General features: G+C 72.0%; 22 protein-coding genes and 2 pseudogenes. 10 read left to right on the top strand and 14 right to left on the bottom strand.

Annotated elements, in window-relative coordinates:
* Window positions 1-35: 35 nt before the first annotated feature.
* A complete protein-coding gene (locus tag C5N14_RS21365) occupies window positions 36-2,270 on the bottom strand; it encodes a hypothetical protein (RefSeq protein WP_117669900.1) in 2,235 nt (744 codons plus the stop codon).
* A 130-nt stretch (window positions 2,271-2,400) separates the two neighbouring features.
* Window positions 2,401-3,414 carry a methyltransferase gene (locus C5N14_RS21360; RefSeq protein ID WP_128763627.1) on the bottom strand — a complete coding sequence of 338 codons (1,014 nt, stop codon included), beginning with the start codon at window positions 3,412-3,414 and terminating at the stop codon, window positions 2,401-2,403.
* Between the two features lie 918 nt (window positions 3,415-4,332).
* On the opposite strand from C5N14_RS21360, the gene C5N14_RS21355 reads away from it, so the two are divergent.
* The 3 genes from C5N14_RS21355 (at window position 4,333) to C5N14_RS21340 (ending at window position 7,652) form a co-directional block, all read left to right on the top strand.
* Window positions 4,333-4,569 carry a preprotein translocase YidC gene (locus C5N14_RS21355; RefSeq protein ID WP_117669896.1) on the top strand — a complete coding sequence of 79 codons (237 nt, stop codon included), beginning with the start codon at window positions 4,333-4,335 and terminating at the stop codon, window positions 4,567-4,569.
* 1,095 nt (window positions 4,570-5,664) lie between these two features.
* On the top strand, window positions 5,665-6,897 hold the full coding sequence (locus C5N14_RS21345) for a triacylglycerol lipase (protein ID WP_117669894.1): 1,233 nt from the start codon (window positions 5,665-5,667) through the stop codon (window positions 6,895-6,897).
* A gap of 158 nt (window positions 6,898-7,055) precedes the next feature.
* Window positions 7,056-7,652 (top strand): hypothetical protein, encoded by a 597-nt coding sequence (locus tag C5N14_RS21340; RefSeq protein WP_128763626.1) that lies wholly within the window; start codon window positions 7,056-7,058, stop codon window positions 7,650-7,652.
* A 129-nt stretch (window positions 7,653-7,781) separates the two neighbouring features.
* Here the strand turns inward: C5N14_RS21340 and C5N14_RS21335 are convergent, their stop codons facing one another.
* From C5N14_RS21335 to C5N14_RS21315, 5 genes are all read right to left on the bottom strand, one after another.
* Window positions 7,782-8,546, bottom strand: coding sequence for a hypothetical protein (locus C5N14_RS21335; protein WP_117669890.1), 765 nt, complete (start codon window positions 8,544-8,546; stop codon window positions 7,782-7,784).
* Between the two features lie 90 nt (window positions 8,547-8,636).
* Entirely contained in the window at window positions 8,637-9,077 is a 441-nt protein-coding gene (locus tag C5N14_RS21330) for a hypothetical protein (protein ID WP_117669888.1), read from the bottom strand.
* A gap of 234 nt (window positions 9,078-9,311) precedes the next feature.
* A complete protein-coding gene (locus C5N14_RS21325) occupies window positions 9,312-10,208 on the bottom strand; it encodes a hypothetical protein (RefSeq protein WP_117669887.1) in 897 nt (298 codons plus the stop codon).
* Window positions 10,205-10,900 carry a hypothetical protein gene (locus C5N14_RS21320; protein WP_117669886.1) on the bottom strand — a complete coding sequence of 232 codons (696 nt, stop codon included), beginning with the start codon at window positions 10,898-10,900 and terminating at the stop codon, window positions 10,205-10,207. Before C5N14_RS21320 ends, C5N14_RS21325 begins: the two co-directional genes overlap by 4 nt.
* A gap of 69 nt (window positions 10,901-10,969) precedes the next feature.
* A complete protein-coding gene (locus tag C5N14_RS21315; protein ID WP_117669885.1) occupies window positions 10,970-12,601 on the bottom strand; it encodes a metallophosphoesterase family protein in 1,632 nt (543 codons plus the stop codon).
* Window positions 12,602-12,892: 291 nt separating this feature from the next.
* Here C5N14_RS21315 and C5N14_RS21310 point away from each other — a divergent pair, with 291 nt between their 5' ends.
* On the top strand, window positions 12,893-13,405 hold the full coding sequence (locus C5N14_RS21310; RefSeq protein ID WP_117669884.1) for a hypothetical protein: 513 nt from the start codon (window positions 12,893-12,895) through the stop codon (window positions 13,403-13,405).
* A 174-nt stretch (window positions 13,406-13,579) separates the two neighbouring features.
* Here C5N14_RS21310 and C5N14_RS21305 read toward each other — a convergent pair whose 3' ends face one another.
* From C5N14_RS21305 to C5N14_RS21295, 3 genes are read right to left on the bottom strand one after another with little or no spacing between them, the layout of a single operon-like run.
* Window positions 13,580-14,236 carry a response regulator transcription factor gene (locus C5N14_RS21305; protein WP_117669883.1) on the bottom strand — a complete coding sequence of 219 codons (657 nt, stop codon included), beginning with the start codon at window positions 14,234-14,236 and terminating at the stop codon, window positions 13,580-13,582.
* Window positions 14,233-15,600, bottom strand: a complete 1,368-nt coding sequence (locus tag C5N14_RS21300) for a sensor histidine kinase (protein WP_117669882.1) — start codon at window positions 15,598-15,600, stop codon at window positions 14,233-14,235. Before C5N14_RS21300 ends, C5N14_RS21305 begins: the two co-directional genes overlap by 4 nt.
* 43 nt (window positions 15,601-15,643) lie before the next feature.
* Window positions 15,644-17,704, bottom strand: coding sequence for a serine hydrolase (locus C5N14_RS21295; protein ID WP_207892812.1), 2,061 nt, complete (start codon window positions 17,702-17,704; stop codon window positions 15,644-15,646).
* A gap of 208 nt (window positions 17,705-17,912) precedes the next feature.
* Between C5N14_RS21295 and C5N14_RS21290 the strand changes: the two genes are divergently transcribed.
* Window positions 17,913-18,443 carry an adenylate kinase gene (locus C5N14_RS21290; RefSeq protein ID WP_117669881.1) on the top strand — a complete coding sequence of 177 codons (531 nt, stop codon included), beginning with the start codon at window positions 17,913-17,915 and terminating at the stop codon, window positions 18,441-18,443.
* A gap of 59 nt (window positions 18,444-18,502) precedes the next feature.
* Here the strand turns inward: C5N14_RS21290 and C5N14_RS33340 are convergent.
* The 3 genes and pseudogenes from C5N14_RS33340 to C5N14_RS21280 all read right to left on the bottom strand — a co-directional run.
* Window positions 18,503-18,704 (bottom strand): annotated as a pseudogene (locus tag C5N14_RS33340) (site-specific integrase); the annotation flags it as partial.
* Window positions 18,705-18,709: 5 nt separating this feature from the next.
* Window positions 18,710-19,654 carry a hypothetical protein gene (locus C5N14_RS21285; protein ID WP_117669880.1) on the bottom strand — a complete coding sequence of 315 codons (945 nt, stop codon included), beginning with the start codon at window positions 19,652-19,654 and terminating at the stop codon, window positions 18,710-18,712.
* Window positions 19,651-19,983, bottom strand: coding sequence for a PadR family transcriptional regulator (locus C5N14_RS21280; RefSeq protein ID WP_117669879.1), 333 nt, complete (start codon window positions 19,981-19,983; stop codon window positions 19,651-19,653). Before C5N14_RS21280 ends, C5N14_RS21285 begins: the two co-directional genes overlap by 4 nt.
* 869 nt (window positions 19,984-20,852) lie before the next feature.
* On the opposite strand from C5N14_RS21280, the gene C5N14_RS31800 reads away from it, so the two are divergent.
* On the top strand, window positions 20,853-21,041 hold the full coding sequence (locus C5N14_RS31800; protein WP_128763625.1) for a hypothetical protein: 189 nt from the start codon (window positions 20,853-20,855) through the stop codon (window positions 21,039-21,041).
* 497 nt (window positions 21,042-21,538) lie between these two features.
* On the opposite strand, the gene C5N14_RS21275 is transcribed toward C5N14_RS31800, so the two are convergent.
* Window positions 21,539-22,300, bottom strand: a complete 762-nt coding sequence (locus tag C5N14_RS21275) for a DNA-binding transcriptional regulator (protein WP_117669878.1) — start codon at window positions 22,298-22,300, stop codon at window positions 21,539-21,541.
* Between C5N14_RS21275 and C5N14_RS31795 the strand changes: the two genes are divergently transcribed.
* The 4 genes and pseudogenes from C5N14_RS31795 to C5N14_RS21265 all read left to right on the top strand — a co-directional run bounded on the left by C5N14_RS31795 (window position 22,287) and on the right by C5N14_RS21265 (window position 24,228).
* The gene (locus C5N14_RS31795) at window positions 22,287-22,613 is read left to right on the top strand and encodes a hypothetical protein (protein WP_128763624.1); all 327 of its coding nucleotides are present in this window, start codon (window positions 22,287-22,289) and stop codon (window positions 22,611-22,613) included. The genes C5N14_RS21275 and C5N14_RS31795 overlap by 14 nt on opposite strands.
* Window position 22,614: 1 nt before the next feature.
* Window positions 22,615-22,815, top strand: a pseudogene (locus tag C5N14_RS33335) (helix-turn-helix domain-containing protein); the annotation flags it as partial.
* 23 nt (window positions 22,816-22,838) lie between these two features.
* Window positions 22,839-23,024, top strand: coding sequence for a hypothetical protein (locus tag C5N14_RS33330; protein WP_243639892.1), 186 nt, complete (start codon window positions 22,839-22,841; stop codon window positions 23,022-23,024).
* Window positions 23,025-23,112: 88 nt separating this feature from the next.
* Complete coding sequence (locus tag C5N14_RS21265) at window positions 23,113-24,228, top strand: helix-turn-helix transcriptional regulator (RefSeq protein ID WP_117669877.1); 1,116 nt, start codon at window positions 23,113-23,115, stop codon at window positions 24,226-24,228.
* Window positions 24,229-24,240 lie beyond the last annotated feature (12 nt).

Raw genomic sequence — 24,240 nt, 5'->3', positions numbered from 1 at the left:
GCACCCGTCCGGACCCGGGGCGGCGGTTGTCCGCCTCAGCCGGCCCGGTCGATCAGCTCCCGGACGGCCGCCTGGTACTCCGCCTGCGTGTGGTACGGCCAGTGCCGCTCGACGGGCGGCGGCACGGTGTCCGCCGGGTCGATGGTCACGGCGCGCGGGTCGCGGAGCCGGACGTCGACCGCCTCGCCCGCTGGCGGGTCACACGGTGGCGGTGCGCCCCGGTGGTGCTGGAAGATCGGCCCGCCGATCGGGTCGGTGGCCCGCCAGAGGTTGCGCCACCGCCAGTCGAGCCGGTCGCCCAGCGCACACAGCGTCGGCCCGCCGAAGTAGGCCGGGTAGAGGCGGGCGTAGATGCGGTGCAGCGGGGAGCCGTGGGTGAGCAGCGCGACCCGGTGCAGCACGGTCGGGGGCAGTTGCAGGATGGTGGCCACGGCCAGGACCGAGCCGTGACTGTGCCCGGAGAGGACCACCGGGCCCCGCGTGGCGAGCGCGGACACCCGCTTGGCCAGCTCGGGCACCGCCCGGGCGGCGTAGCAGGGCGGGGCGAACGGGTGGACGGCGCGCGGCCAGAACGTGCCCAGGTCCCACAGGACCGCCACGACGCGTCGGGTCTCGACCGACCGGTACGCGCGATAGCCGACGATCACCAGGCCGATCACCAGCAGGCTGACGATCCAGATCCCGGCGTCGGTGACATAGGCGGCGAGCACTGCCGCGCCGCCGCGTTGCCCGCCGACCCGGGCCGCGAGCTGGGTGGGGCCGATCCCGAACAGGTCGAGGACGATGGTGGCCAGGCCGAGCGAGGAGATCACGAAGAAAGCGACCAGCATCGGGCCCAGCTCCTCGGTGGCGTGGGACCGGGCGATGGCCTGCCGGACCGTGCGGAGCCGGGGCGCGGCGTGCGACGGCGCCTGCGGGTAGTCCTGCTCGATGACGCGTTCGGCCAGGTCGTGTCGCCGGCGGCGGCTCAGCACCAGGGTGGCGGCGGCGGCCGCGGCGACGACCAGCAGCGCGGCGAGCCCGGCGAGCGCGGCCCACCAGTAGGCGACCGGCGGGTCCAGGGGGCCGACGCCCGGCGGGCTGGGCCGGATCGGGTCAGGGATGGTCCCGCGGTCGAGCTGGTCGGCGACCCGGAACACCAGCGTGGCGGTGAAGGCCGCGCCGACGCTCACCGCCACCGCCGCCACGAGGGGTGTGCCCAGCCCGCGCAGGAACGGGCGGGCCCCGGGCGGGGCCGCCCGTTGGCGCGCCACCGTGACGACGGCCAGGGTGACGAGCAGGATGCCCTGCGCCGCGACCAGGCCGGTGGCGCTGCCCTCGTAGCCGGGCAGTTGTCCGGCGATGGGCTGGACCTGGCGCGCGAGTGCCGCGTAGCCGAGGCTCAGGACGGTCACCCCGACGGTGGTCGCCCGCAGCAGGCCCCGGACCCGGCGGGCCTGCACGCCGCTGGTCGGCGTCGGCAGGCAGAGCAGCGCCGCGCAGAACCCCACCAGTCCGACCGCGGCGCCGAACAGCAACAGGCCCACCGGCCCGTGCCGGCCTCCCTGGAGGGCGACGAGCAGGATGGCGTCGAGGATGCCGGCGCCGATCCCGACGTGGATCTGACGCAGCCAGTCCGTGGTCCGTTCGTCGTTCCAGAACTCGGGGGCGCCGAGGTCCCCCGCCGTCCCGGCGGACTCCGGCCGTGGCGCCGACGGGGTGAAACCCTCCAACGCCCGCGCCGACCGGGCGCCGATCGCCGAGATCAGCCGCAGCGCGAGCAGCGGGACGAGCGCGAGCAGCGCCAGCCGGGGCCCCATCGGCAGCGCCGTGAGCCAGGACAGGTAGGGGCGGCCGGCCCGGCACTGGTCGTACGGCACGCACTGCCAGCCGACGAGGTTCAGCGTGATCCCGACCATCGAGAGCATGAAGGCGGCGGTGAGGGTGCCGGCGAGCAGCCGGCACAGCACGCCGAGCAGGCCGAACCGGTCGGTCGGCGTCGGACGCAGCCAGATCGCGAGGTTGACCAGCATGAACGGCAGGAGCAGCAGCAACAGGGCGCTGCGCACCGCGGCGCCGGCCGTCAGGGTGCCCCACCGGTACGCCTCGGCAACGACCCCCGTGGTGACGCCCCCGGCCGCGCCGGTGCCGGGGCGGGGCCGGTAGAAGCCGGCGTGCCGGTCCCCGGCGACGCGCACCACGATCGGGTGGTCGAGGAGCGTCTCCGCCGCCGCGCCGGAGACCCCGTGCACGCGCAACTCGACGGCCTCCCACCCGGCTGCTGTGCCCACCCGGTCAGGGTCACAGACAACTGTCGGCCCCGCTGCCGATCCCAGGAATCGCGGATGTCCCCCCGGCCCGGTGGAGCGGACCTGGCCCGTGACCCGCAGCCCAGCGACAGTCGACCCATGCCTGACGTCGTCAGGGCTTGTCGGCGGTGGCGGGAATCAGGCACATGCCGGAACTGCTCCGCCGTGGCGTGGAAGCGGCGAAGCCGGCCCGGGTGAGCAGGGCGCAGTACTCGGCGGGCGTGCGGTCACGGCTGCCGAAGAGCACCATCATCGCCAGATCCCGCAGCGCCGCTTCCGGGTCCGTACCGTCGTGGGCGTTCTCGACCAGGAGCAGTCGGCTGCCGGCCGGCATGGCGTCCCGGACGTTGCGCAGGATGTCCGTGGCGGCTTCGTCCGGCCAGTTGTGGATGACCGACTTGAGGATGTAGACGTCACCACCGCTCGGCACCGTCCGCCGGATGTCGCCGGTCTGCACACCGCACCGCTGGTTGAGGCCGGCTTCCTCCACGGTCGCCGCGGCCCGTGCGGCCATCGAGCCCTGTTCGACGGCGAGCCCGCGAACCCCTGGATACCGGGCCAGGACGCCGCACAGCAGGGTGGCGTCGCCCGCCCCCAGGTCCACCACGAGTCGCGCGTCGGTGAAGTCGTGGAGTGCGAGGACGTCGGACAGGACCCGGTTGGAGTTCCACCGCATGGTGCGGGCGAAGGCCACCGCGAGATCCGGCTTCCGAGCCGTCATCTCCCACAGCCCGCATCCGTGTCGGGCGTGGAACGCCGACTCACCGGTGAGCAGGGCGTGGTCCAGCTCCTGCCAGGCGCCGTAGTACTCGTCGCCGGCCATGAGTGCCTGGCCGTAAAGTGAACCAGGCTCGCATCGCAGTAGCCGTCCGAGCGGCGCGACGCGGTACGTACCGTCGGGCTCGCGCTGGACGATGTCGAGTCCCGCCAGGGCCGGCAGGTACCGGTCCAGCGCGGGCACCGGTATTCCGGTCCGCGCGCCGATGTCGGCGACCGGGAGGGCGTCCTCGGCCAGCACGTCGGGTATCCGGAAGCGAGCCGCCGCCGCGACGAGTTGCGTGACGGCGTGTCCCCGCAGCAGCGCGACGAGACGCTCGGTGTGGGAGGGGTCGGGCGGTACTTCCAATGTCGGACCCTTCTCGCGCGTGGAACCAAGTACCGCCCCCGGCCCCGGGGACGCTGCCGGGGTGGGCGCCGAGCAGCGCGGCACTCGCCGCGAACTGCGGTCGCCCGGTGGTCAGCGGAAGCTCAGGCAATGCCGAACGAGCAGGTGCCGAATGGTGCCGTGTCCGGAGGATCAAGCGATTGTGCGCTCACCCGGGTTTTCGGTATTCCGACCCCGACCCGGCGGAATTCGGGTCGACCTTAGTGGGGTCGCCGAGCGCCTGTCGGCACTCCGCGCACCCTGTGTCGGGCCAGGAATCGAGGAACTGGCGCCAGTGAATCATGGGTCACGCGCCGCAGCAGCGACCTGTCCGCCACGGGAGATGTCCCTTCCGGTGTGGTGGGCTGTTTCGCGGGCACGTGGCGCCGCGGCCGTCCGGACGCGCCGGATGGCCGCGGCGACGCGACGTGTCAGTGGAGGTAACGCATTTTGGCCCCCTTCCGCTCGGCGCTCGGATCGTCGGTGAAGCTGATGGCGATCCGGCAATAATCCGTGTTACGGGTAGGACGAGGCCAGGAGTGCCGCGCCCCCCGAAACGGTGAACGGCGAAACGCCGGAATAGAGTTCCAGAGGGTGGGCGCCCCCGTGCCATTCGTCAACCTGCCACAGGGGCTTCGGGGTGTCAACGTTCGACGTCGAACAATGCGTCGACATTCATATAGTGAATCTTGTGCGATACGTCCGAGGTGTGGCCGGGCGTCATTTTGGAAGGTCCCGCGAGGGGGAGGCCGGGTGCGCCTCTCGCCAGGTCGTTCCCCCGCCGCCCGGGTTCGGCCCCGCCCGTCCGGACCGCGTCCGTGCCCGCGCCGGGGTTTCCCGGTCGCCGCAGCGGGTAGCCACCCGCCGCCGTCGAACTGGCACCGACGGGGGAGGCGACAGGTGGGATACCAGGCGCGTGACGGCGAGCTGCCGGTCGACCCGGAGCACGCCGAGGACGAGGCCGGGCAGGCCCGGCTCGTGCAGGTCGGGGCCGACACCGACGTGCCGGCCCCGGACGACACCGACGTCCGACCGGACCTGGTCACCGAGGACGACGGGTCGGGCGTCGCCGGCGGATCCTCGGGCGGCAGCGGCGGTGGCTCGGGCATGGCGGGGCACCCCGACGCGGCCGGCTGAGGCCACGACGCCCGCCCCGCGTCGCCGGCCCCGCGTCGCCGGCCCCACGTCGCTGGCCCCGCGTCGCCGGCTCCGCGTCGCCGGCCCCGCGACGCCGGGCCCCGGTCGCCGACGCCGAGCTTGGCGGGCCCGGCCGAGAGCTGGTTGCGCACCGTCGCCATCGGCCCAGCTCTCAGCCACCCGCATCATCCGCAGTCCACGTCGGACCACCGGATGATCGTTCACGATCAGCACCCGGGTCTGCCCGGACATCGCCTTCGCCGCACCGATGAGGTACCCGACCGGGGACCAGCGCCGGCGCGGAAGCCGGCCGCCCGGGAAGACCAGCGGGGCGAGGAAGACCAGACCGTGCGGCGGCCACCAGGAGCCGCTGCCCCACCCAGGCCACCGGCGCGAACGGGGTCCAGCTCAACGCGAGCGTCGTCACCGCGGAGTGGACGCTCCGCCGTCCACAGTGGCATCGTCGCCGGTGCCGGCGATCGAGCGGCATCGTCCGCCGTGCCGGCGGTCGTCGGCGAACGCCCGGCGTCCTCATCGTCCTTCGACGGACCCGCCGCCCCGGGGTGGATGTCCCGGATCGGCGGGATCCAGCGGCGCCTGCCGGTCCCGACGGAGCGGGCCGAAAACATCGTGAATTATGAATGCTTTATGTAACTTACGGTCATCCATCCGTCTCCATATTGACGGAGGGTGTTCGCTGTGATGCTCTGTGTGAGGCGAGGGGAGGGTGGGCATGGAGGACACCGCAGACGTCATCGGCGCGATCGGTGGGTTCCGACGCCGCCACCCGCCCGCGCCCCGCGCCGCGCACCACCTGCGGCGTCGGTAGACGTTCGACACCGTCCACGGTCCGGCGCCGGCCACCCCGGTGGCGCGATCGTGTGACCTGGTCCCGGCCCCAACCGGTCCGGTGACGCGCGACGGCCACCGCCAGTCGCGCCGGATAGCCGCCCGCGCCGTGGGCGGTGACGCCCCAAGGCATGGCGCGGACGCGCACCGGCAGTCCCGCTCCGGGCACCCGCGCGTCCGGGCTCCACGCACCACGTCCGAAACCACGCGTACGCAGAGAAACATCGATCGTGGAGGTGTCGCACCATGAGTGACGCACACATCGGGCCGCAGGTCTCCGTGGCCCTGCGAGCCAACCGGCCCGTCATCCTCGCCGCCGGCCCCAGGGAGGTGAAGGTCGATCCGCTCGCGCCGAACGAGGTCTGGGACCTGCCCGGCGGCACCGCCTGGGTGTACTTCGCCACCGGCAACGACGTGCTGACCCGCCCGGTGATCCTGGCCGACGGCTTCAACTCCGGCCCCAGCACCCTGGAGTTCTCCTGGGCGTACCTGGAGTCCGGCGACTACGCCCTGATCAGCGCGTTGCGCGACAGCGGCCGGGACGTCGTCCTGCTGGGCTTCCAGGAACGCAGCGCGTCGATCCTGGACAACGCCGAAGCCGCCACGGCGGCGGTGCTGCGGGCGGTGGCGCAACGTCGCGGCGACGCCCCGCTGGCGGTCGGCGGGTTCAGCATGGGCGGCCTGGTCACCCGGTACGCCCTGGCCAAGCTGGAGTCCGAGGGCATCGACCACGGGACGGCGCTGTACTGGTCGTACGACAGCCCGCACCGGGGCGCCTCGGTCCCGGTCGCCCTACAGGCGTTCGCGCACTACATCCGGGACCTCGACAGCCGGTTCTCCGACCAAATGAACAGCCCGGCCGCCCGCGAGCTGCTCGCCTGGCACATCGCGGAGTGGAACGACCAGCCGGCAATCAGCCAGGACCGGCGGGACTTCCTGCTCGCCCTGGACGAGGTGGGCGGCTGGCCCCGCCGGCCCCGCCGGATCGGCGTGGCCAACGGGGTGGGCACCGGCGTCGGCAACGGCAACGCGGCCGGCGCGCTCGCCGTGCAGGGCCTCGGGCTGGCGATCGTCGGTACGAGGCTCAACGTGCAGCCCGCCGGCGACGACCAGCTCGTCGCGGCGCTGCGGGTGGTGACCACCCACACGAGGCAGGTTCACACGTCCGGCCTGCCCACCGTCGGCTCCGCCCCCGGCGGCACCCTCGACGGCTTCGGCATCCTCGCCGACACCCTCAACGCCCTGCCCACCTACCTGGGCATGCGCGCGCAGGCGCACATCCGGTCGCACTGCTTCGTGCCGGCCGTCAGCGCCGTGGCCATCCGCGACGTCGACACCGAGGAGGCGCTGTACACGCCCGTCGACACGCTCGACCCGGGCGAGAGTGAGCTCGACGAGTTCCGAGTCGCCTCGCGCAACGAGGAACACACGCTGATCACCGAGGAACTGTGCTCCTGGCTGATCGAACGCCTGCCCTGATCCTCACCGTCGACGGCGGCGAGGAACAGGTCCCACTCCGTGTCGCCCCGACGCGGGATGCCTCCGACGCACGGGCCGGAGGCATCCCGCGTCCGGGGTCGCCGAGCGGGGCTCGGCCGCCGGTGATGGAGAAGGTCGAGCCCGGTGGGGGCCGTCGGATGCGGGTCGTCCGTCCCGCCCGGGCACCGAGGTTCGGCGTCCTGTACGAGGGGCACCTCGGGGCGCAGTTCTGTCTGGACAAGCGGACCGCGACGATGTTCGCCCTGGCGTGGGGCTTCGCCGCCCGGTCGCCGTACACCCTCGTCCACCTGCCGATGTGGGCCGCCGCCGCGCCGCCCGCCTGCTCCTGGGGCCGGTCGCTCGACCTGCTTCTGCTGCACCACCGGCTCGCCTTCCCGCCGTCGCGGTGGAAGCAGGTCCGGGCCCGACTCGGGCCCGGCAGGCCGCACACGGTGACCCTGCCGGGCGCCGCGTGGCCGGCCCGACCGGCGGCCGATCACCGGTGGGCCTGGCACCGGGACTTCCGTGACCAGCTGCGGTGGGACATCGCCGCCGACACGCTGACGGTGACGGGCAGCCGCAGGGCCTTCGACCTGGTGGCGGACCAGGTCCGCGCGCTGGCCGAGGAGTGCCCGGCGCACCGCGCGCGGATGCCGCAGACGCACTGCTGCGTGGAGATCGGCATGGGCCGGCACCGGGACCACCCGAACGGGCGCCGCCCCTACGCGGAACTGCACGCCGAATACTGCCGCTGACGCGTACGCCGGCCAGGTGAGGCGGACCCGGAACCGTGGTGTCAGGGCGGCCGGGGCGACCTGCGCGGTGGCGGCCAGACGCCCAGGCGGCCACCCGGCGGTTCCCCGGCCCGGCGGCGGCCCCCGACTTCAGGCGAAGTCCTCCGTGTAGCACAGCAGCAACGTCGGGCTTCGCCGGGCAAGAGATTCGAGCTCCCGCCATGCGTCGGAGGCATCCCCCGCGTGGCCGTAGAGTCCCGTCAGATCCTCGATGAGCCGCGCGGCGCCCTGCGCGTTCGGTGGTGCGTCGGCCACGAAACCGAGCCAGGACGCTCCGATGCCGAAAAAGCGATACCCGTGCAGCTCCTCCATCCGCCGAATGACGGCGTGGTTCTGGAAGACGTCCCAATCCGAACTGAAGTAGCCGTTGGGCAGCCCCGCCAACAACAGGTCATCGCGACTGACGGGCAGGCGCTGCACGTAGACGACGTCGTCGAGCACGGCGGAGGCGTCCCGGTTCGTGGCGACGAGGGCAGCGATGTCGGCGGGCGAAGGCCGAAGCGTACCTGCGACCGCCTCCCAGGTCGTTCGGTACCGCGCGTCGTCCAGGCGGGCGACCACGTGCTCCAGCCGGGCCACTTCGAAGGCGTGGACAGCGCGCGGATCGTCGAAGTCGACCGATTCGGCGGGCCATTCGATCCGGTCGTTCCCGGCGGCGTGCATGCTCGTGTAGCAGCACTGGTTGAGGTCGTCGAGCGTGCAGAGAAACCGGGCCTCGGGGTTGGCCGCACGTGACCTGCTGACAAAGGCGAGCACCTCGTCGAGGGAACCGATCTCCGACAGCCGTGCGTAACTGAAGGAGTCAACCGGGCGGTACGCGCCGGTCTCGCCGTTCTCGACCAAACGGATCTTCATCTGGGGTGCCGGGCCTTCTCGTTGTGGCGACTCGTGGATTCCCCGAGATGATGTGCGGAATCCAGTAGTCGAGGCGTGGTGGTGCTGCCGCTACCGGCCGCGACGGGTCTGCCCTGTCGCCGGAACCGGTGATTGCGACGGCTGGGTGATGTCGAGCGAGTCAAGGACCCGCCGGCGCAGGAGCAGGTGCTGGTCTCGCAGTCGCTCCGGCGGCCCGGGTGGGGGATCGACCACGACCGGAGCCTGGACGACCTCGTCGCTGGTGAACTGCTCGCGAGTGAGGTCGACCTCGACCCCGCCGCCGAGGCGGTTCCAGTAGTGCACCCCCTGCCGCGTGCCGTCCCGTCGCAGCACGGTCCCCAGCAGCAACTCACCGCCGAGCAGCTCGCGCACCAGCAGGGCGGTCACGCCGCACTGGCCGCACGCGGGGTTCGCGCTCGACCAGTGCGGCAGGTCCACCGGGTCGCAGGTGTCCGGCGACCAGGCCGCTCGGATCGCGCCTTCGATCTCGGCCAGGGACGTCAGCAGCATGCCGTGATGCTGCCAGCCGCGTACGACAGTAACGGCCGGCGTCTGTCCGGTACTCCTGGCCGCGGCCATACCTGGCCGGCCGGGGGACCCAACCCGTGCGACCCCTCTGTGCTGCCGGAATGTGGGTGCACGGCTCCACGGCTCCGGCCGGACCGGCGCCGATGAGTGACGCTCGGAGGGCCGCCGCCGACGGTCGGCGGCCGAGCGCCACGGGTTCCAGCGGGCAGGGCGGGGTCAGGCGGTGAGCGCGCTCAGGGCGACGAACAGGTAGAGGCACCCGCCGGCGGACACCGCGATGCCGGCGACGAGCGGTGTCCAGGCCACCGCCGTGGCGGCCAGTGACCAGCGCGGGGCGCGACCGGCGAGCATCGCGTAGCCGCGGACGGTGAGCACACCGACCGCGGTCAACGTCGCCGCCATCCCCACGCCGAACGCCGTGACGAGCAGGACCGCGTACAGCGCCCGGCCGGTGAGCAGCCCGCTGACCAGGACCAGGAAGGCCGACGGCGACGGCAGCAGCCCACCCGAGAGGCCGAGCGCGACAAGCCCGCGCCGGGACCACGGATCCGTCGGTGTGCCGTCGGACGTGGACCGTGGTCCTTGCCCCTGGTGGTGGTCGGCTTCGTGATCGTGTCCATGAGCATGTCCATGTCCATCTGCCTGGGACGGCTCGGGGAGATGGCCGTGCCCGTGCCCGTCGCTGTGTCCGGGTCCGTGGCTGTGGCTGTGTCCGTGTCCGTGTCCGTGGCTGTGTCCGTGGCTGTGGCCGGTCAGGTGGCGGTAGGTCAGTTGGACCCCCACCCCGATCACCACCACCCCGGCGAGCGCCTGGAGCCAACCGGTGATGGACTCCGTGCCGAAACCGGCGACCCCGGTGATGCCGACCCAGGCGAGCGCGAGGATCAGCACGGAGAAGGTGTGCATCACCGCCACGATCACCCCGAGCCGGGCGGCGTCCCGGTACCGACCGTGCGTGCCGATCAGATACGCGGCGGTGATGCTCTTGCCGTGACCGGGGGCCACGGCGTGCGCCGCTCCGACGCCGAGCGCCACCAGCAGAGCGAGCCAGAAGACCACGCCGCCGTCGAAGAACGTGACCAGCCTGGCGTCGAGTCCGTTCAGACCGTTCACCGCCGGCCTCCCGCCCGCCGCCGCCGTACCAGCAGGACGGCCAGGCCGCCGGCGGCTGCGAGTCCGGTCCCGGCAGCCACCGCGGTGACCGCGCCGGGCCGGCCGCCGCCGGTGGCGGTGGCCCGCAGGTCGTGGCTGGTCCCGGTTGCGGTGAACAGCGCCTGGGCCGGCGCCATCGGGGTCCGGGCGGTGACCATCGTCCGGTACGCCGGATTCAGGTCGGTCAGTGCGGTGACCGTGAGCCGGACCTCGGTGACCGGCTCCGGGCAGTCGAAGCGGAACCGCGCGCCCTCGGCCAGCAGCCGCTCCAGCGGCAGCAACTCCTCCGCGCAGGTTCGGCCGGCCTGGCGGACGTCGACGTGCCGGAGCAGGTACTCCCGCACCGCCGCCGAGCGTTGCAGCTTCTGCTCTCCGGTCAACGCGGTGTCGACGGCGCCCGCGGTGGGGTCCTCGAACGCGCCGACCGACTGGCCCAGCGCCACCCAGTCGTCCTCGGCGGCCTGCCAGACCAGCGCCACCCGGGCTCCGTCGACGCTGACGCCGGCGGTGGACGGTGGACCGAACGGGTGGGCGCCGGCCGGTGCGGCCGGACCGACGGCCGCGCTGAGCGCGGCGGCGCCGGCCAGCAGCGCACCGGCCGACCGGCTGCCGGTCCGGGGCGCGCCGGCCCGGGCCCGGGTACGGATCCTCACGTGACTCTCCCTGCTCGTACCGTTCCGGGTCGGGCCGGTCGGCATCGACCGGCCCGACCCGGGACGGGGCTACTTGGTGACGGTGACGACCGGGCTGGTGATCTTCTGGTTGTCGCTGGTCAGGTAGACCACGTGGGTGGAGTTCTTCTTCGCGGTGGGCGGCAGCTCGAAGCTGTAGCTGAGCCGGCCCAGCTCGTCGGCGGTCTGGTAGCCGATGAAGACGCCGTTGCGGCCCTGCTCCGCATTGGTGTTGCGCAGGTAGACGGTCACCTTCTCGCCCGGGTCGTAGCCGTACGCGGAGACCTTGACCCGGCCCTTGGTCTCGACCGTGGTCCGGTTGACGGTGACCTGCTCACCGACGGTGTTCTCCGGCGTACGCAGCTCGTTGACGGTCCGCTCGCCGGCCGCGTTCTTGCGGATCAGAAAGCCGTCGTGGTGCTCGCCGTTGGCGTACCGCGCCTCGAACCGGATCTGGTCCGCCTGGACGTCGATGAGCTGGTAGAGCTGAATGTTCTGGCCCTTGCTGACGACCTCGGCGCCGTTGCCGGTCCAGTTCTCCCCGTTGTTGAGCGCGTACATCTTGCCGCCCGAGACGGAGACCACGTAGGCCACACCGTTGTGCACGGTGGTCGACTGGCGCTTGGCGGCGACGTTGCCTCGGCCGTACGAGTGGTCGTGGCCTTGGAGGACCAGGTCCACGCCGTACTTCTCGAACAGCGGGCCCCACTGGTCGCGGACGTTCGGGTTGTTCCGGGTGCCGGTGGTCGAGTAGACCGGGTGGTGGAAGGTGACCACCGTCCACTTGTTCGGGTTGTCCCGCAGCAGGCCCTCCAGCCACGCGGTCTGCGCCGCCATGAGCGTGCTGTTGCTCTGGTGGTTGGTGTCCAGGCCGATGAACCGGACGCCCTGGTAGTCGACCTGGTAGGCGGTCTGCTTGAGTTCCGGGTTGCCCGGGCCGTTGTCCGGGTACGGGAACTGCGGGCGCCAGAAGGAGGAGAGGCCGCCGCTGTACTCGTGGTTGCCCGGCACGGAGATGTTGTTGACCTGGCTGTCGATGAAGCCGCCGGCCTTGAACCACTGACCCCACTGCTCCTCGCTGTTCGCGGAGTCGATCAGGTCGCCGGCGTTGACGATCATCTTGGCCTCGGGCCGGTCGGCGAACGCCTGACGGAACACCCGGGGTACGGCCGAGTCGAGGTAGTTCTGGGCGTCGCCGTAGTAGATGAACGAGAACGGATCGAGGGAGCTGTCGGCGGTGGTGAAGTCCGCCCACTCGCTCCAGTTGGTGCCGTCACCGACCCGGTAGGTGTAACGGGTGTCCGGGCTCAGCCCGGTGAACTCGACGGTGTGGTACGTCGAGGCGTAGCCCAGCGAGGTGTTGACCGACGTGCTGGCGCTCGCCGGCACGGTGCGCACCGCACCGGTGGCCGGCGTCACGGAGCCGAGCGCCTTCGGCGCCGCGAGGATCTGCGCCTGAGCCCACTCCGCGGTCGCCTCGGCCCGCCAGGTCACCTTCTGCGAGGTCGCCGGAGTGGTGGTCGGGGTGAGGACCACCCGGTCGGGCATCGGCGACGGCCGGTGGACCTCGGCCGCCGGGTACTTGGCCGGGGCGGCGTCGCCGAACGCCGCCGGGGTGAGGGCGAAGCCGCCGACGAGCAGCGCCGCCCCGCCGGCCGCCACGATCCTCGTCCGTCGCGACATGGTGATCCAGGGTCTATTGCCGGAATTCACGGTAGGAAGCCCTTCAGCAGGAGGGATGCGCCCGCCGACGGTGGCGCGGCAGGCCATCGCATTACCGGCCGGCGAGTGGAAGCCGGAACGACATCCGGCTGGCCGCCAGGTGAACTCATGATCCAGAGCAGGTGCCTTCGCCGCCGGGTAACCGGGCCGTTCCGCGCCGGACATCAGCCGTCGATCTTGGGTTCAACGGGCGGGGCCTACCATGCGGCGGCGCGGAACCGCCCGCGTCACCACCTACGGAACGGACCTGCGATGACCCGGACAGCGGCGGACAGGGTGCCGCACCCCCGACCCCGGCACCGGGGCTGGGCGCTGGTCGCCGCCGTCCTGGCGGTGGCGGCGTTCCCGGCCGCCGAACCACGCCCGGCGGCCCCCCACAAGGACGACACGTTCATCACCGCGCAGACCACCGGGATCCTCAACATCGAGGGTGGCGAGTGCTTCACCGACCCCGCCCACTCGCGACGCGCCGGTGGGGTGGTCGTGCTCTACCGCCCGTGCGAGGAACACGCGGACAACCAGTCGTACGCGTTCCTGCACGCGGCGGACGGGCCGTGGGACCGGCCGGCGCTGGCGGCGTTTGCCTGGGCCGGGTGCGGTGGTGACTTCGACCGGCGGTGGACCTCCCGGGCCGCCTCCGGGCTGGACTACTACCCGATCCTGCCCACGGCGGAGACCTGGGCCGACGGCGACCGCGACATCATGTGCGTGGTGTACCGCCCGGGCGGCCAGCTCAGCCGCTCCCTGGTGCCCCTGCTCCGGTGACCGCCGGCGACCGTTCGCGGCGGCTCGTCCACCCGGTGCGGGGCGTACCGATCCGACCTTGGCGGATGGTTCCCCCGGCGGTTGTCCCGGCGGCTGCATGTCCGCGGGGGAGCAGGGCGGCGCTCAGGGCGGTCGCCTGGCGTCACGCTGGTCGGCGGTGACCGGGGACTCGGGTCAGCGCGGGACCAGACCGTTCTGGTACGCCCAGACCACGGTCTGCAACCGGTCGCGTACGCCGATCTTTGCCATCGCCCGCCCCAGGTGGGACTTGACCGTGCTGGTCTCGATGAACAGCTCCTCGGCGATCTCGACGTTGGACAGGCCCTTGGCGAGCAGCCCCACGATCTCCTGCTCCCGCGCGGTGAGCTGGTGAGCCGCCGCGGCGTCGGACGGGGGCGCCGGCCTGCGCCGCGCGAACTCCGAGATCACCCGGTGGGTGACGGCCTGGTCGACGAGCCCGTATCCGTTGGCGAGGCGGCGGACCGCGTCGATGAGGTCCTCGGGCTCGCAGTCCTTGAGGATGAACCCGCTCGCCCCGGACTCGAGCGCGCCGAAGACGTACTCGTCGAGGTCGAAGGTCGTCACCACGAGGACGGCCGGCGGCGCCCCGGCGGCGTCGGCGACGATCTGGCGGGTCGCGGCGAGCCCATCGCCGCCGGGCATCCGGACGTCCATGCAGATGACGTCCGGGTGCAGCCGGCGGGCCAGCTCGACAGCCGAGGACCCGTTGGACGCCTCCGCCACGACCTCGATGTCCCCCGCCTGCTCCAGGATGACCCGGAAGCCGGCCCGCACGACTGCCTGGTCGTCGACGAGCATCACCGTGATCATGCCGGGTCATCTCCCCTCGGGGTCGCCGTCGTGGAGCCGGCGGGCGCGTCGTCGCGTCCCGTCGGCAACGTCACTGTGACAGACCACCCGCCGGCCGGCGTCGGGCCGGCCGCGAACCGCGCACCGATCAGCTGCGCGCGTTCCCGCATGCCGACCAGGCCGACCCCGCTGCTGGCCCGTCCCGCCGGTTGGGGGCCGCGCGCGGCGGGTGCGTTCGACACCTCGAGCGTAACCTCGCGCGGCAGGAAGCGGAGCCCTACGCGCACCGGCGCGCCCGGGGCGTGCTGGCGGGCGTTGGACAGGCACTCCTGCACCATCCGGTACAGCGCGACGTCGGCGATCGGGGGCACCTCGCGCCGCGCTCCCTCGCCGACGAACTCGACCGAGGTGCCGAGGTCGCGTGCGGTGCGCACGAGGTCGTCGAGCATGGCCAGTCCCGGCACCGGGGTGTTCCCCTCCTCGTGCCCGGCGGTGTCTGCGCCGCCTCGCGTCACCGACCGCCCCCGGAGCACACCCACGACGAGTCTCAGGTTGTCGAGGGTCTCCTTGCCCTGGCCGCGGATCCACGCCACACCGGCCTTCGCGGCCGCCGGGTCGCGGTCGATCAGCCGCTCGACCGCCGCCGCCTGCACCACCATGCCGGACAGGTGGTGGGCGGCGACGTCGTGCAGCTCCCGGGCCATCCGTGAGCGCTCCGCGCCGATCGCCGCCCGCACCTTCTCCCGGTGCGCCCGGACCGCTTCGTCCGCCCGCACCCGCACCAGTTCCAGGTAGCGCCGGTGGGTGGCGACGTAGCTGCCGACGAAGGTCGCCCCCAGGTAGGACAGGGCCCCCGACGCCAGGTGGCCGAGCGCCGTGACCAGGATGTCGGGGGCCATCCCGGCGGTAACCGCGATCACCCCCGACGCCTCGGCCACCGCAGCCGCGCCGGCCAGCAGCAGCGCCGTCCTGGCGGGGAACAGGGTGCCGACGGTGTAGGCCGCGACGAGCGGTGCGACGCCACGGACCGTCGCCTCGGACGGGACCACTGCGGTGATGACGACCTGTAGGCCGACGACGAGCCCGAGGCAGAGCCGCGGGCGTACCCGACGCAGGCACAGGACCATCGCCTGCCCGCAGGCGGCGGCGACGAGCAGCCGGGCCCGCGCCGGGTCGACGGAGAGCCCGTCGACGGGTGCGACAAACCGGAGAAACGTCGTCAGCAGCACGAACGTCGCCACGGTGACGCCGGCCGCCAGCAGGCAGTCCCGCGCGAACCGGCCGGTCACTCCGAGCCTCGTGAGTCGCTCGTCGAGTTGCCGGGTCAGTCGTGGCGAGCCGGGTGCGCCGGCCGGCGCTCGGCCGGCGCCGGGGTGCTCTGCCATGGTGATGAGCGTCCTCCGTCGGGAATCGTCGGGCGTCGGCGGGTCAGTAGGAGATGTCCGGGGCGAGCAGCATGAACTCGACGGCGAACCATCCCGTACCGGCGAGCGCGAGCAGGATCAGGCCGCTGCCGGCGGTCCGGTGCCAGCCGGCGCGGCGGCGGATGTCGTCGACGAGCCGGACGGCGGCGGGCAGCACACCGAGCAGACCCATCAGTTGTAGCGCCTGCACGGCCCGCAGGGCGGCGCTCGGGACTTCCTGGAGGCCCATGATGCTGACGATGCTCACCCCCCAGCCGACGAGTGCGAGGACAGCGCCGGCGACGGCGAGGCGGCTCAGGACCCGCGCGGTGCGTCCGGCGGGGTCGCGGGGGGCGCGGCCGAGGCGGCGGCGGGCGACCGCGCCGACCGGCCAGGACAGGACGGCGAGGACGAGCACGACGGCCGACGCGGCGATCACCGGGACGGCGAGGGCGGTGCTGCGGGCGGGCCCGACCGGCAGGAGGGCGAACGCGGACTCGAAGCCGATCGCCTGCACCCGGCCGTCGGCCACCCGCATCGAGAGGGTGCGCTGCCCGCCGACCTCCCGCCAGACGTGGGGGGTGATCTCCTCGTACAGGGCGGGGGAGTCCGAGAGCGGGCCGGGCTCGAACAGCAGCCGGCCGCCGTCCTGGACGCTCACCGTCGTACGGCCGACCAGGCCGATCGCGGTCAGGAAGGTGCTGCGCATCGCCCGCGAGCTCTCGTAGGTGCCGGCGGCCAGCGCGGCGTGCTCGGCGGTGGTTGCCGCGTCGACGGCCCGGACCGGCAGGGGCTTGGCCGGCGGGAAGTAGCGGTCGGCGAACCCCGACAGGACCGCCTGCCGCAGTTCGTGGCTGTCGATCGCGCCGCGCCCGTTGCTGTTGAGCGAGATGAAGATGCCGGCCCGGTCGTCGGGGTAGATCTGCAGGTGGGAGTGGAAGTACGAGGTGTCGCCGCCGTGGCCGAGGATCCGGTGGCCGTTGCGGTTCTCCTCGAAGAACCCGAGAGTCATCCGGGGGCCGTCGGCGAGGGTGCCGAGCGAGGCCGCGTCGAGCGCCGGCCGGTGCATGAGTTCGAGGGCCGGGGGGCCGAGCAGGGCTGTACCACCGACCGGTGCGCCGAGGTGGGCGAGCATGAAGCGGGCCATGTCGGTCGCCGGTGCGCTGAGCGCCCCGGCGGGCGGGACGCCGACGGTCTCGAACGGCGCGGCCGGGGCGGAGGCGTCGTCGTACCCGTTCGACAGGCGGTCCCGCAGGTGCGGCGGCAGCGGCTGCGCGAAGGTCGACGACGTCATGCCGGCGCGGCCGAGGACGTTGCGCTGGACGTACTCCTCGAAGCGCATCCCGCTCACCCGCTCGACGACGTACCCGGCGAGCGCGTTGCCGTAGTTGGAGTAGGCGGGCACGGTGCCCGGCTCGTAGATCTGCTCGGGCGGGTCGGTCGCCAGGGCCTCGCGCAGGTCGGTGCCGGCGCCGGCCAGGTCGATCAGGCCGCCGACCCGCTCCTCGAACCCGGCGGTGTGGGTCAGCAGGTGCCGCAGGGTGACGGCGCGGTCGAAGCTGCGGGGCAGGGTGAAGTCGAGCTGGTCGCGGACGTCGGCGTCGAGGTCGAGGTCGCCCTTCTCGACGAGCTGCATGACGGCGGTCGCGGTGACGAGCTTCGACACCGACCCCACCCGGAACAGGTGCCGGTCGGGGTCGACGGGCACGGGGGCCGCACCGCCGTCGGTGCCCGTGTCGGCGTGGCCGTACCCCCGCGCGGTGAGGATCTCGCCGTCGCGGACGACGGCGACCGAGGCTCCCGCGATGCCGGTCCGTTGGAGCGCGGCCGGGAGCAGGCCGTCGAGCCAGGCGTCGACATCCCGGCGGTTCAGGGCGGCCGGGTCGGTCGACGCGCCGGGGGCGGCCGGGACGCCGACGGGCGGGGCCGGGTTGGTCGGGGTCGTGCCCGCTGCGCAGCCCGCGACCGTGGCCGTGGCGACAACGACCATCGTCGCCAGGAACGCCGCCCGGCGCAGGAGGCGGGACCCGGACCGGGGCGGGCGGGGTCGCGGGGTGAGCCGCTCGGGTGCCTCATCGTGGAACATCGTCTGCTGCCCTTCGGGGCCCTCGGGTGTCCGGAGCAGGTCCGTGCGGCGTCACTCGAAGGCCCTCGGCAAAAGCCTGCCGGGGCAGCGCCGCCGCGACATCTGGCGCAGGGACGCAATCGGTTTGCGACCTGAGTCGGAACCGTGGCGGCGGGAACCGGCTATCCGGTCCAGGCTCCCGGTCGCGTCGACCGCATACGCTGCCGCGATGAGCGCACCGTCTCGCATTCTGATCTACGTGGTGTACGGCGCCGGCAAGTCCACCCTCGCCGCGCTGCTGGCCGAGCGCCTCGGCGTGCCGTGGTACCCGGTCGACGACCTGCTCTGGCAGCCCGGCTGGGTCGAGGTGCCGGTCGCGCAGCAGCGCAGCCGGATCGAGGAGATCTGCCGACGGGACCGCTGGATCCTGGACGGGGCGTACCACGGGTGGCGGGATGTGCCGCTGGCGCGCGCCGACCTGGTGGTCGGCCTGGACTACCCGCGTTGGTGCTCCCTCTGGCGGCTGCTGCGCCGTACCGCGCGCCGGCTGGTGACGGGGGAGGAGATCTGCAACGGCAACCGTGAGTCGCTGGGCAGCGTGCTGTCCCGAGACTCGATCCTGGTGTGGCACGTCACCGCGTTCGGCCGGGCTCGCCGGCGGATGCGGGCCTGGCAGACGGATCCGTCGGGGCCGCCGGTGGTGCTGCTCCGCTCCCCGGCGGCCCTGGACCGCTGGCTCGCCGGCCTACCTGGCCGGTGAGGGGTTCGCCGGCGATGCCAGCGGCCGGTGATCGCTAAATGTGCCCTCAAGTGCAGTGGCTATCGTAGGCTCTCGCCCAGACGCTTGAGCGCGTCCCGGGTGGCGTCCGAGGACAGATCTCCATCGTGACCGAGACCTCCGCGTGCCGCGAAGCACCTGCATGATGACGCGCGGGCGCACGTCCAGGTCGACGAGCAGCGTGGCGCAGGTACGTCGGGCGTCGTGCACGGTGATCTTCCAAGCTCCGGCTCGGGCACAGCGGGCGTCTAGGCGCGGGCCTGGCGGCGGAGGCCGAGGGCGCCGGCGGTCAGCAGGGTCATGGCCCCGACGACGAGTGTCCAGAACCACGTGGCGCCGAGAGCCTCGGGCTGACCCCAGGCGCCCAGGGCTCTGAGCGACAGCATGGCGATGATCAGCGGGATGAGCAGCACCCCGGCCGCGATGGTCGCCCGGGCATCGACGGCAACCCATAGCAGGAAGCCGGCCATCACGACGACGGTGGCCCCCGGTTGCAGGCCGATCGTCACGTCGTAGTCCGTGGGTAGCAGAAACACCGCGACCGGCACAGCGAGCAGCCAGGCCATAGGCCGCCGTGTGCCCGGCGCCGGCCAGAGAATCAACGGCACGATCAACAGCACGGCGAGCGGCAGCGGCCAGAGGGTCGAGTCAGTCGTGGCGACGTCGCGGATTAACTCGATCGGTGGATAGTGGCGCTCACCGGTGACGCTGTCTACGCCGACCAAGGCGAGGCGCAGAACGACCAGCGTCGCGGCGAGCGCGCTAAGCGCCGCCAGTAGGCCCAGTACGTATCGCCCGCCGGCTACCGCGACGACCGCCAAGGCGGCGATGACGGTTACCAGTGGATAGATGAGCTCAGGTGGGTAGTCCACGCCGTCCGTGACGATGCGGGGGAGGACTCTGCCGGTCTCGGCCAGGCTGCCGGCCGTGGCATACACCAGCAGCAGGAGCACAGCCAGGCGCAGCGATCCACGGAAGCCCCGGCTGGTCGAACGCGCGTCGTGCGTCCTGGCGCGGGTCTGCAGTCCCCGTAGGACCAGCATCGCCCCCTCCCGCGTCGGCGGGCGCCGCTGATCAGGGCCGGCCGCCTCCATGAGCGTGCCGATCATCTCAGCGCCGCGCTCACGCCGGTAGCGCTTCGGGTACGCCCACAGCAGCAGCCGGTACCGCGCCTCAAGTACCTCCTGAGTCATGCCGGCCTCACCGCCCGAACGCGCAGCGCCGGTCGGTCGGTCACGACGCGCGCAGCCTGGACCATCCGATCGGCCTCGGCGCGGAGCACGGCAACGCCCTCGTCCGTGAGGTTGTAGTAGCGCCGGGCCCGCCCGTTGACCACCTCCTCGTCGACGACGCGTAGGAGCCCTTCGGCGCTGAGCCGGTCGAGCGCCGCATAGAGGGTGCCAGCCGCCATGCGTACCCGACCGCCTGACAGCTCCTCGGCGCGCTTGATGATCGCGTATCCGTGGAGTGGGCCGTCCATCAGCGCGGCGAGCGCGAAATAGCTCTGTTCGCGGATAGTCATGACGAAAGGATATTCAGTCAAACTGAATACGGCAAGGTTGGGGCGGTATACGGCGGGAACGACCACGCATGGCTGACATGCTCCAGGGCAAGTGCCCGCACGGCGCGCAAGCGCCGTACAGCAACCCACCGGCCCGCAGCATCCCTCCCGGGGTGATCAAGGGCCATCTGACATCGCGGATAGCCGTACAGGACCGCACTGCCCGGAGCTACGGATCAAAAGGCCGTACAGCCATCCGTACAGCCAAGCCTGCCGACGAACACGGTCCGGGGTCGACGGTAGGCGACACGGCGAGCAGGTCGCCAGCAGTGACCGACGCAGGCAGGCAATCGTCTTGATCTTTGTAAGGCAGAGGTAGCCGTCGCGCTCGCGGCCTGCCCTGCGGGCGGCCTCCGGCCGTCCTCGGGCGTCCGCAGCGCATCGTGCAGAGCGCCTGCAATGATCTTGATACGTAGAGCCGGTGGACGACCGGCCCGTGCAGGTCACGGCCACGATGGCAAGACTGCGACTGTCGCCTTCCTAAACCGTGTGTCTTGCGGCCGGCGACAGCAACGGCACGGCACCACGACAACCGGCGACAGCGGCATGCGGACGAACGCCCGATGGTTGACCCCCTCGGGGGAATGCAGCCCCGCACGATTCGCCCTTTCGGCAGGGGCTGTGTCCCTATACGTCCTAATCATCCACCTTGTTGAGCGACCCGCAATAACAGGGATCCTGTCCCGCTGGTTCGCGTCGCGTTGATCGTCCAGCAACCAGGAGTGGGAAAAACCCAGCCGGTGCCCCACTCGTCGCCCGGCCGATTCCAGTTGCTCCCGCCATGCGGCTCGGGACCCCAGACAGGCTTGACGACCTTTCCGTCGGGACCTGTGGCGCTGATCGAGAAGTCGCCACTGCCGGTCATGCGCCAGGCCACCTTGACTTCCGTGCCGGTCCGCAGCATCCCCGAAAACAGCATCGCCCACAGCGTTGCGCCGTCACCGACACCCTGTAGATCCCGGGATGTGTTCTGCGCGGTCGGCGGGCAGACCGCAGCGGTAGGCGGTGCAGACGACTGAGCTATCTGCCGTTGCCCGGAGGTGGACGTCTGCGGCAAGGGCTCGGATGGGATCTCGCGTGTGGAATCGCACCCGGTCATCACGATCGCTGAGATCAGGCCAAGCCACCAAATTCGGTTGGCGGAACGCGCTAACGGCATAGACCACCATATCGCGGATCCGCCCAGGGCGTGGTCCGCACAGCCGCGAGGTGCGCCCGTTTCCTGAGCAAGGGAGTCTCCGGGGGGCACACACGGGGCACAAGACAGCGCGAAACGTCGGCAACCAGCCATCAACGACGTGAGCCCAGGAGCGAGCGTGACCAGCGCGCCGACCAGGTCGCCGCAGGTCACGGGAGAGGCCGTCTAAGTTCCGCTTCAACGTCTGATAGCCGAGCTGGGTGACCAAATTGGTGACGACGGTCGCGGGCAACGCCGGACATCCGTGGACTCCGTTGCCACCGGCAGCCGGAGACGTACGCGCGCCCGACAGGTCGCCTTGCCCCCGCGAGGCGCGCGCTACGCCGCCGACGTGTTGTACCGATCGAGCGTCGCCTTGGACGTCGAGGCATCCCGGAAAACTAGTTCCCACGGGCCAGTGTTGATGTCCATGTCCTTGCCGAACCCGACCCACTTTCCGGCCATCCGTCGACCCGTGGGCTCGGCCAGAAGCTGGATTGCGCCGTGATACCGGGCGCCCCGGTAGTAGCCGGCCGAGTCGGTCTGCTCCACCCACGTGCCAGTGACAACGGCACCGTCCACGGTGAGATCCAGCGACAGAGACGATGCCGCCGAGCCCGGCAGGCTGCGTGCGGTCAGCCGGTCGCCGTGCTGAAGCACGACCACGAAGTGCTGCCCGGCGAAGGACTCCCCCCGACCGCTGGAATAGTACTGGTAGCGGCTGAGCCATACGCCCTCGTACGACGTGTGAACCGTGGCTGGCCTGGACGTTGGCGTCGGCGTGGCCAGGCTGGACATGGGAGACGTCAGGTCGTGGCCACCGTGCTGGTCGTCGGCGACATGGCCGTCGGGCACCGCGGCGAAGCCAAGCAGCGAGATGGGTAGGCCAGTGACGACCTCCAGCGCGCGGGCGTAGACGGGCCGCGGCGCGGCGATCGCGCCGGACTCCCATCGCTGGACGAGTCTCTTGTTGGCGTCGTTGGGCTCGCCGACGCGGTGGCCGGCGGCCTGGAGCGCGCGAGCGAAGTCGTCCTGGCTCATGCGCATTCCGGTACGGACGGCGCGCAGGGCGGTGTTCGGGACGGTCATGACCGTCACCATAGCGGGATGTCGCCTAAATGTCGCCGGTGATGTGGCCGGGTTGTCGCATCTTGTGTCGTCGCGGTCGGTGACATTTCGGCGTCATTGTGGATGGCACGCGACGGCCGAGCTTGCCGCCGCGCTTCTGCTGACGGAGGTGGGAATGCAGGGTGATGGCGACGACCCGGCGGTGAGCCGGGGCGAGCAGATCCAGGCGGCTGAGCGGGAGGCGGCAAAGCGGCGAATTCTTGCGCAGGCCGACGCGGATCGGATACCGGTTGAGGAGACGACCCAGGCGGTACCGGAGCGGCGGTGGCGTCGTGGGCAGCAGTGAGCTGCTGCCGGTCGGTCGGCGGGTGGCGTACTGGCGGGTGCGGCGGAAGTTGTCGCAGCAGGTGTTCGCCGACCGGCTCGGCAAGTCCAAGAGCTGGGTGGACAAGGTGGAACGGGGTGTCCGGTCGCTGGACAAGGTGTCGACCCTCCAGGACATCGCCACCGTCCTGCGGATCGACACGGCCGTGTTGCTCGGCCGGGAAGCCCGGCCGGTGACAGGGGGTTGGTGGCTGCCGCTGCGGTGCAGCTCGGCCAGGTGCTGCGCGAGTCGGGGCGGGCGAGACTGGCGAAGTCGGCGATGCTGGCCGCCGCGTACCGGATCGCCCCGCCCGTGATCGAGTACGGCACCCCATCCGAGTTGTCCCTGTGCGGCACACTGCTGGTGCAGGCCGCCCTTGGCCGCTGCCCGTGATGGGGGTGAGGTCGGGTGTACCGTCCGAAGTGGTGACCTGCTAAGAGTCTGGGCAGGCCGCCGCGTCCTTGTAGCTGAGGAGTGCGCCATGCCCCCCATCACGGATGGTCGATTTGGTGCTGAGCTGCGCAGGCTGCGCATGTCGGCAGGGCTTTCGCTGCGGCAGCTCGCCCCGCTCGTTTTGTCCAGCCGGGGGCACCTTCACGACCTGGAGACGGGCCGCCGCCGGCCGACCGTGGAGTTGGCCGCGCGGCTCGATGACGTTCTTGATGCCAGCGGGTTCCTGTCCGGCATGTTGCACCCGTCTCCCGCGCCGCGCGACCCTGAGCGGCTGGCCTATGCCGCCCGACACCCCCGCCGTGTCGACCCCGCGACCCTGCACATCCTGGCAGAGCTGCTCGCCGCCCACCGGCGGCTCGAAGACACCCTCGGCTCCACACCGCTGCTACCGACGATTCGTACCCAGTTGGACCTGGTGACCACGCTGGTTGTCGAGGTCGCCGGCGCGCTCCGGCCGCAGGTGGTCGATCTCGCGGCGCAGTGGGCTCAGTTCGGAGGGTGGCTGTTTGCCGCCGGCGATCGACGTCGCGTCGCCAGCCGGTGGTATGGCACCGCGCTGGAGTGGGGCACGGAGGCCGGCAACGCGGACATGATCGCTACTGCACTCAGTATGCGCGGGCATCTGGCCTGGTCGGAGCGTCGCTCAGGTCCGCTGATCGGTCTCTCCGCAGCGGCGGTGCGACAGCCGGCCAGCCCCGGAGTGCGGGCCATCGCCGCCCAGCAGCAGGCCCGTGGCCACGCCTTGATCGGCGAGGCGGAGGCCGTCACCGACCTGCTCGACCAGGCCGTAGAGCTGAACGAGGCTGCCAGTCAGGCGCCCGACCGGGAGCCGCCGTGGATCTACTTCCACTCGGCCGCATACCTGGCCATGCAGCGTGGACTCGCCTACCGGCTACTCGGTTGGGACGCGCAGGCGATCGAGCATCTGCGGCTTGGGTTGGCCGGGCTGCCAGCAGAGTCGGCCGGTGCCGCGTGGACCGGACCCTACTTACTGCGTCTCGCTGCGGCGCTCGCGGACACCGGAGATGTCGGCGAGGCGTTAGGCGTTTATGAGCGGGTCCAGAGTCTCGGACACGCCACCCGCACGATCAGCCTCGTTGACCAGGCCGAGGCCGCTGTCTGCGCATTGTCCGCACGTAGATAGCGGACGCGCCGC

It is taken from the genome of Micromonospora sp. MW-13, assembly GCF_003434305.1.
GTDB lineage: Bacteria > Actinomycetota > Actinomycetes > Mycobacteriales > Micromonosporaceae > Micromonospora.
This window is presented reverse-complemented; position numbering and strand designations above follow the sequence as displayed.

Excerpts from the sequence above, each read along its gene's own strand:
- C5N14_RS21345 (WP_117669894.1), top strand. The coding sequence starts at position 5,665 with ATGAGTGACGCACACATCGGGCCGCAGGTCTCCGTGGCCCTGCGAGCC.
- C5N14_RS21340 (WP_128763626.1), top strand. The coding sequence starts at position 7,056 with ATGCGGGTCGTCCGTCCCGCCCGGGCACCGAGGTTCGGCGTCCTGTAC.
- C5N14_RS21335 (WP_117669890.1), bottom strand. The coding sequence starts at position 8,546 with ATGAAGATCCGTTTGGTCGAGAACGGCGAGACCGGCGCGTACCGCCCG.
- C5N14_RS21330 (WP_117669888.1), bottom strand. The coding sequence starts at position 9,077 with ATGCTGCTGACGTCCCTGGCCGAGATCGAAGGCGCGATCCGAGCGGCC.
- C5N14_RS21315 (WP_117669885.1), bottom strand. The coding sequence starts at position 12,601 with ATGTCGCGACGGACGAGGATCGTGGCGGCCGGCGGGGCGGCGCTGCTC.
- C5N14_RS21310 (WP_117669884.1), top strand. The coding sequence starts at position 12,893 with ATGACCCGGACAGCGGCGGACAGGGTGCCGCACCCCCGACCCCGGCAC.
- C5N14_RS21305 (WP_117669883.1), bottom strand. The coding sequence starts at position 14,236 with ATGATCACGGTGATGCTCGTCGACGACCAGGCAGTCGTGCGGGCCGGC.
- C5N14_RS21300 (WP_117669882.1), bottom strand. The coding sequence starts at position 15,600 with ATGGCAGAGCACCCCGGCGCCGGCCGAGCGCCGGCCGGCGCACCCGGC.
- C5N14_RS21295 (WP_207892812.1), bottom strand. The coding sequence starts at position 17,704 with ATGTTCCACGATGAGGCACCCGAGCGGCTCACCCCGCGACCCCGCCCG.
- C5N14_RS21290 (WP_117669881.1), top strand. The coding sequence starts at position 17,913 with ATGAGCGCACCGTCTCGCATTCTGATCTACGTGGTGTACGGCGCCGGC.
- C5N14_RS21285 (WP_117669880.1), bottom strand. The coding sequence starts at position 19,654 with ATGACTCAGGAGGTACTTGAGGCGCGGTACCGGCTGCTGCTGTGGGCG.
- C5N14_RS21280 (WP_117669879.1), bottom strand. The coding sequence starts at position 19,983 with ATGACTATCCGCGAACAGAGCTATTTCGCGCTCGCCGCGCTGATGGAC.
- C5N14_RS31795 (WP_128763624.1), top strand. The coding sequence starts at position 22,287 with ATGACCGTCACCATAGCGGGATGTCGCCTAAATGTCGCCGGTGATGTG.
- C5N14_RS21275 (WP_117669878.1), bottom strand. The coding sequence starts at position 22,300 with ATGGTGACGGTCATGACCGTCCCGAACACCGCCCTGCGCGCCGTCCGT.
- C5N14_RS21265 (WP_117669877.1), top strand. The coding sequence starts at position 23,113 with ATGCCCCCCATCACGGATGGTCGATTTGGTGCTGAGCTGCGCAGGCTG.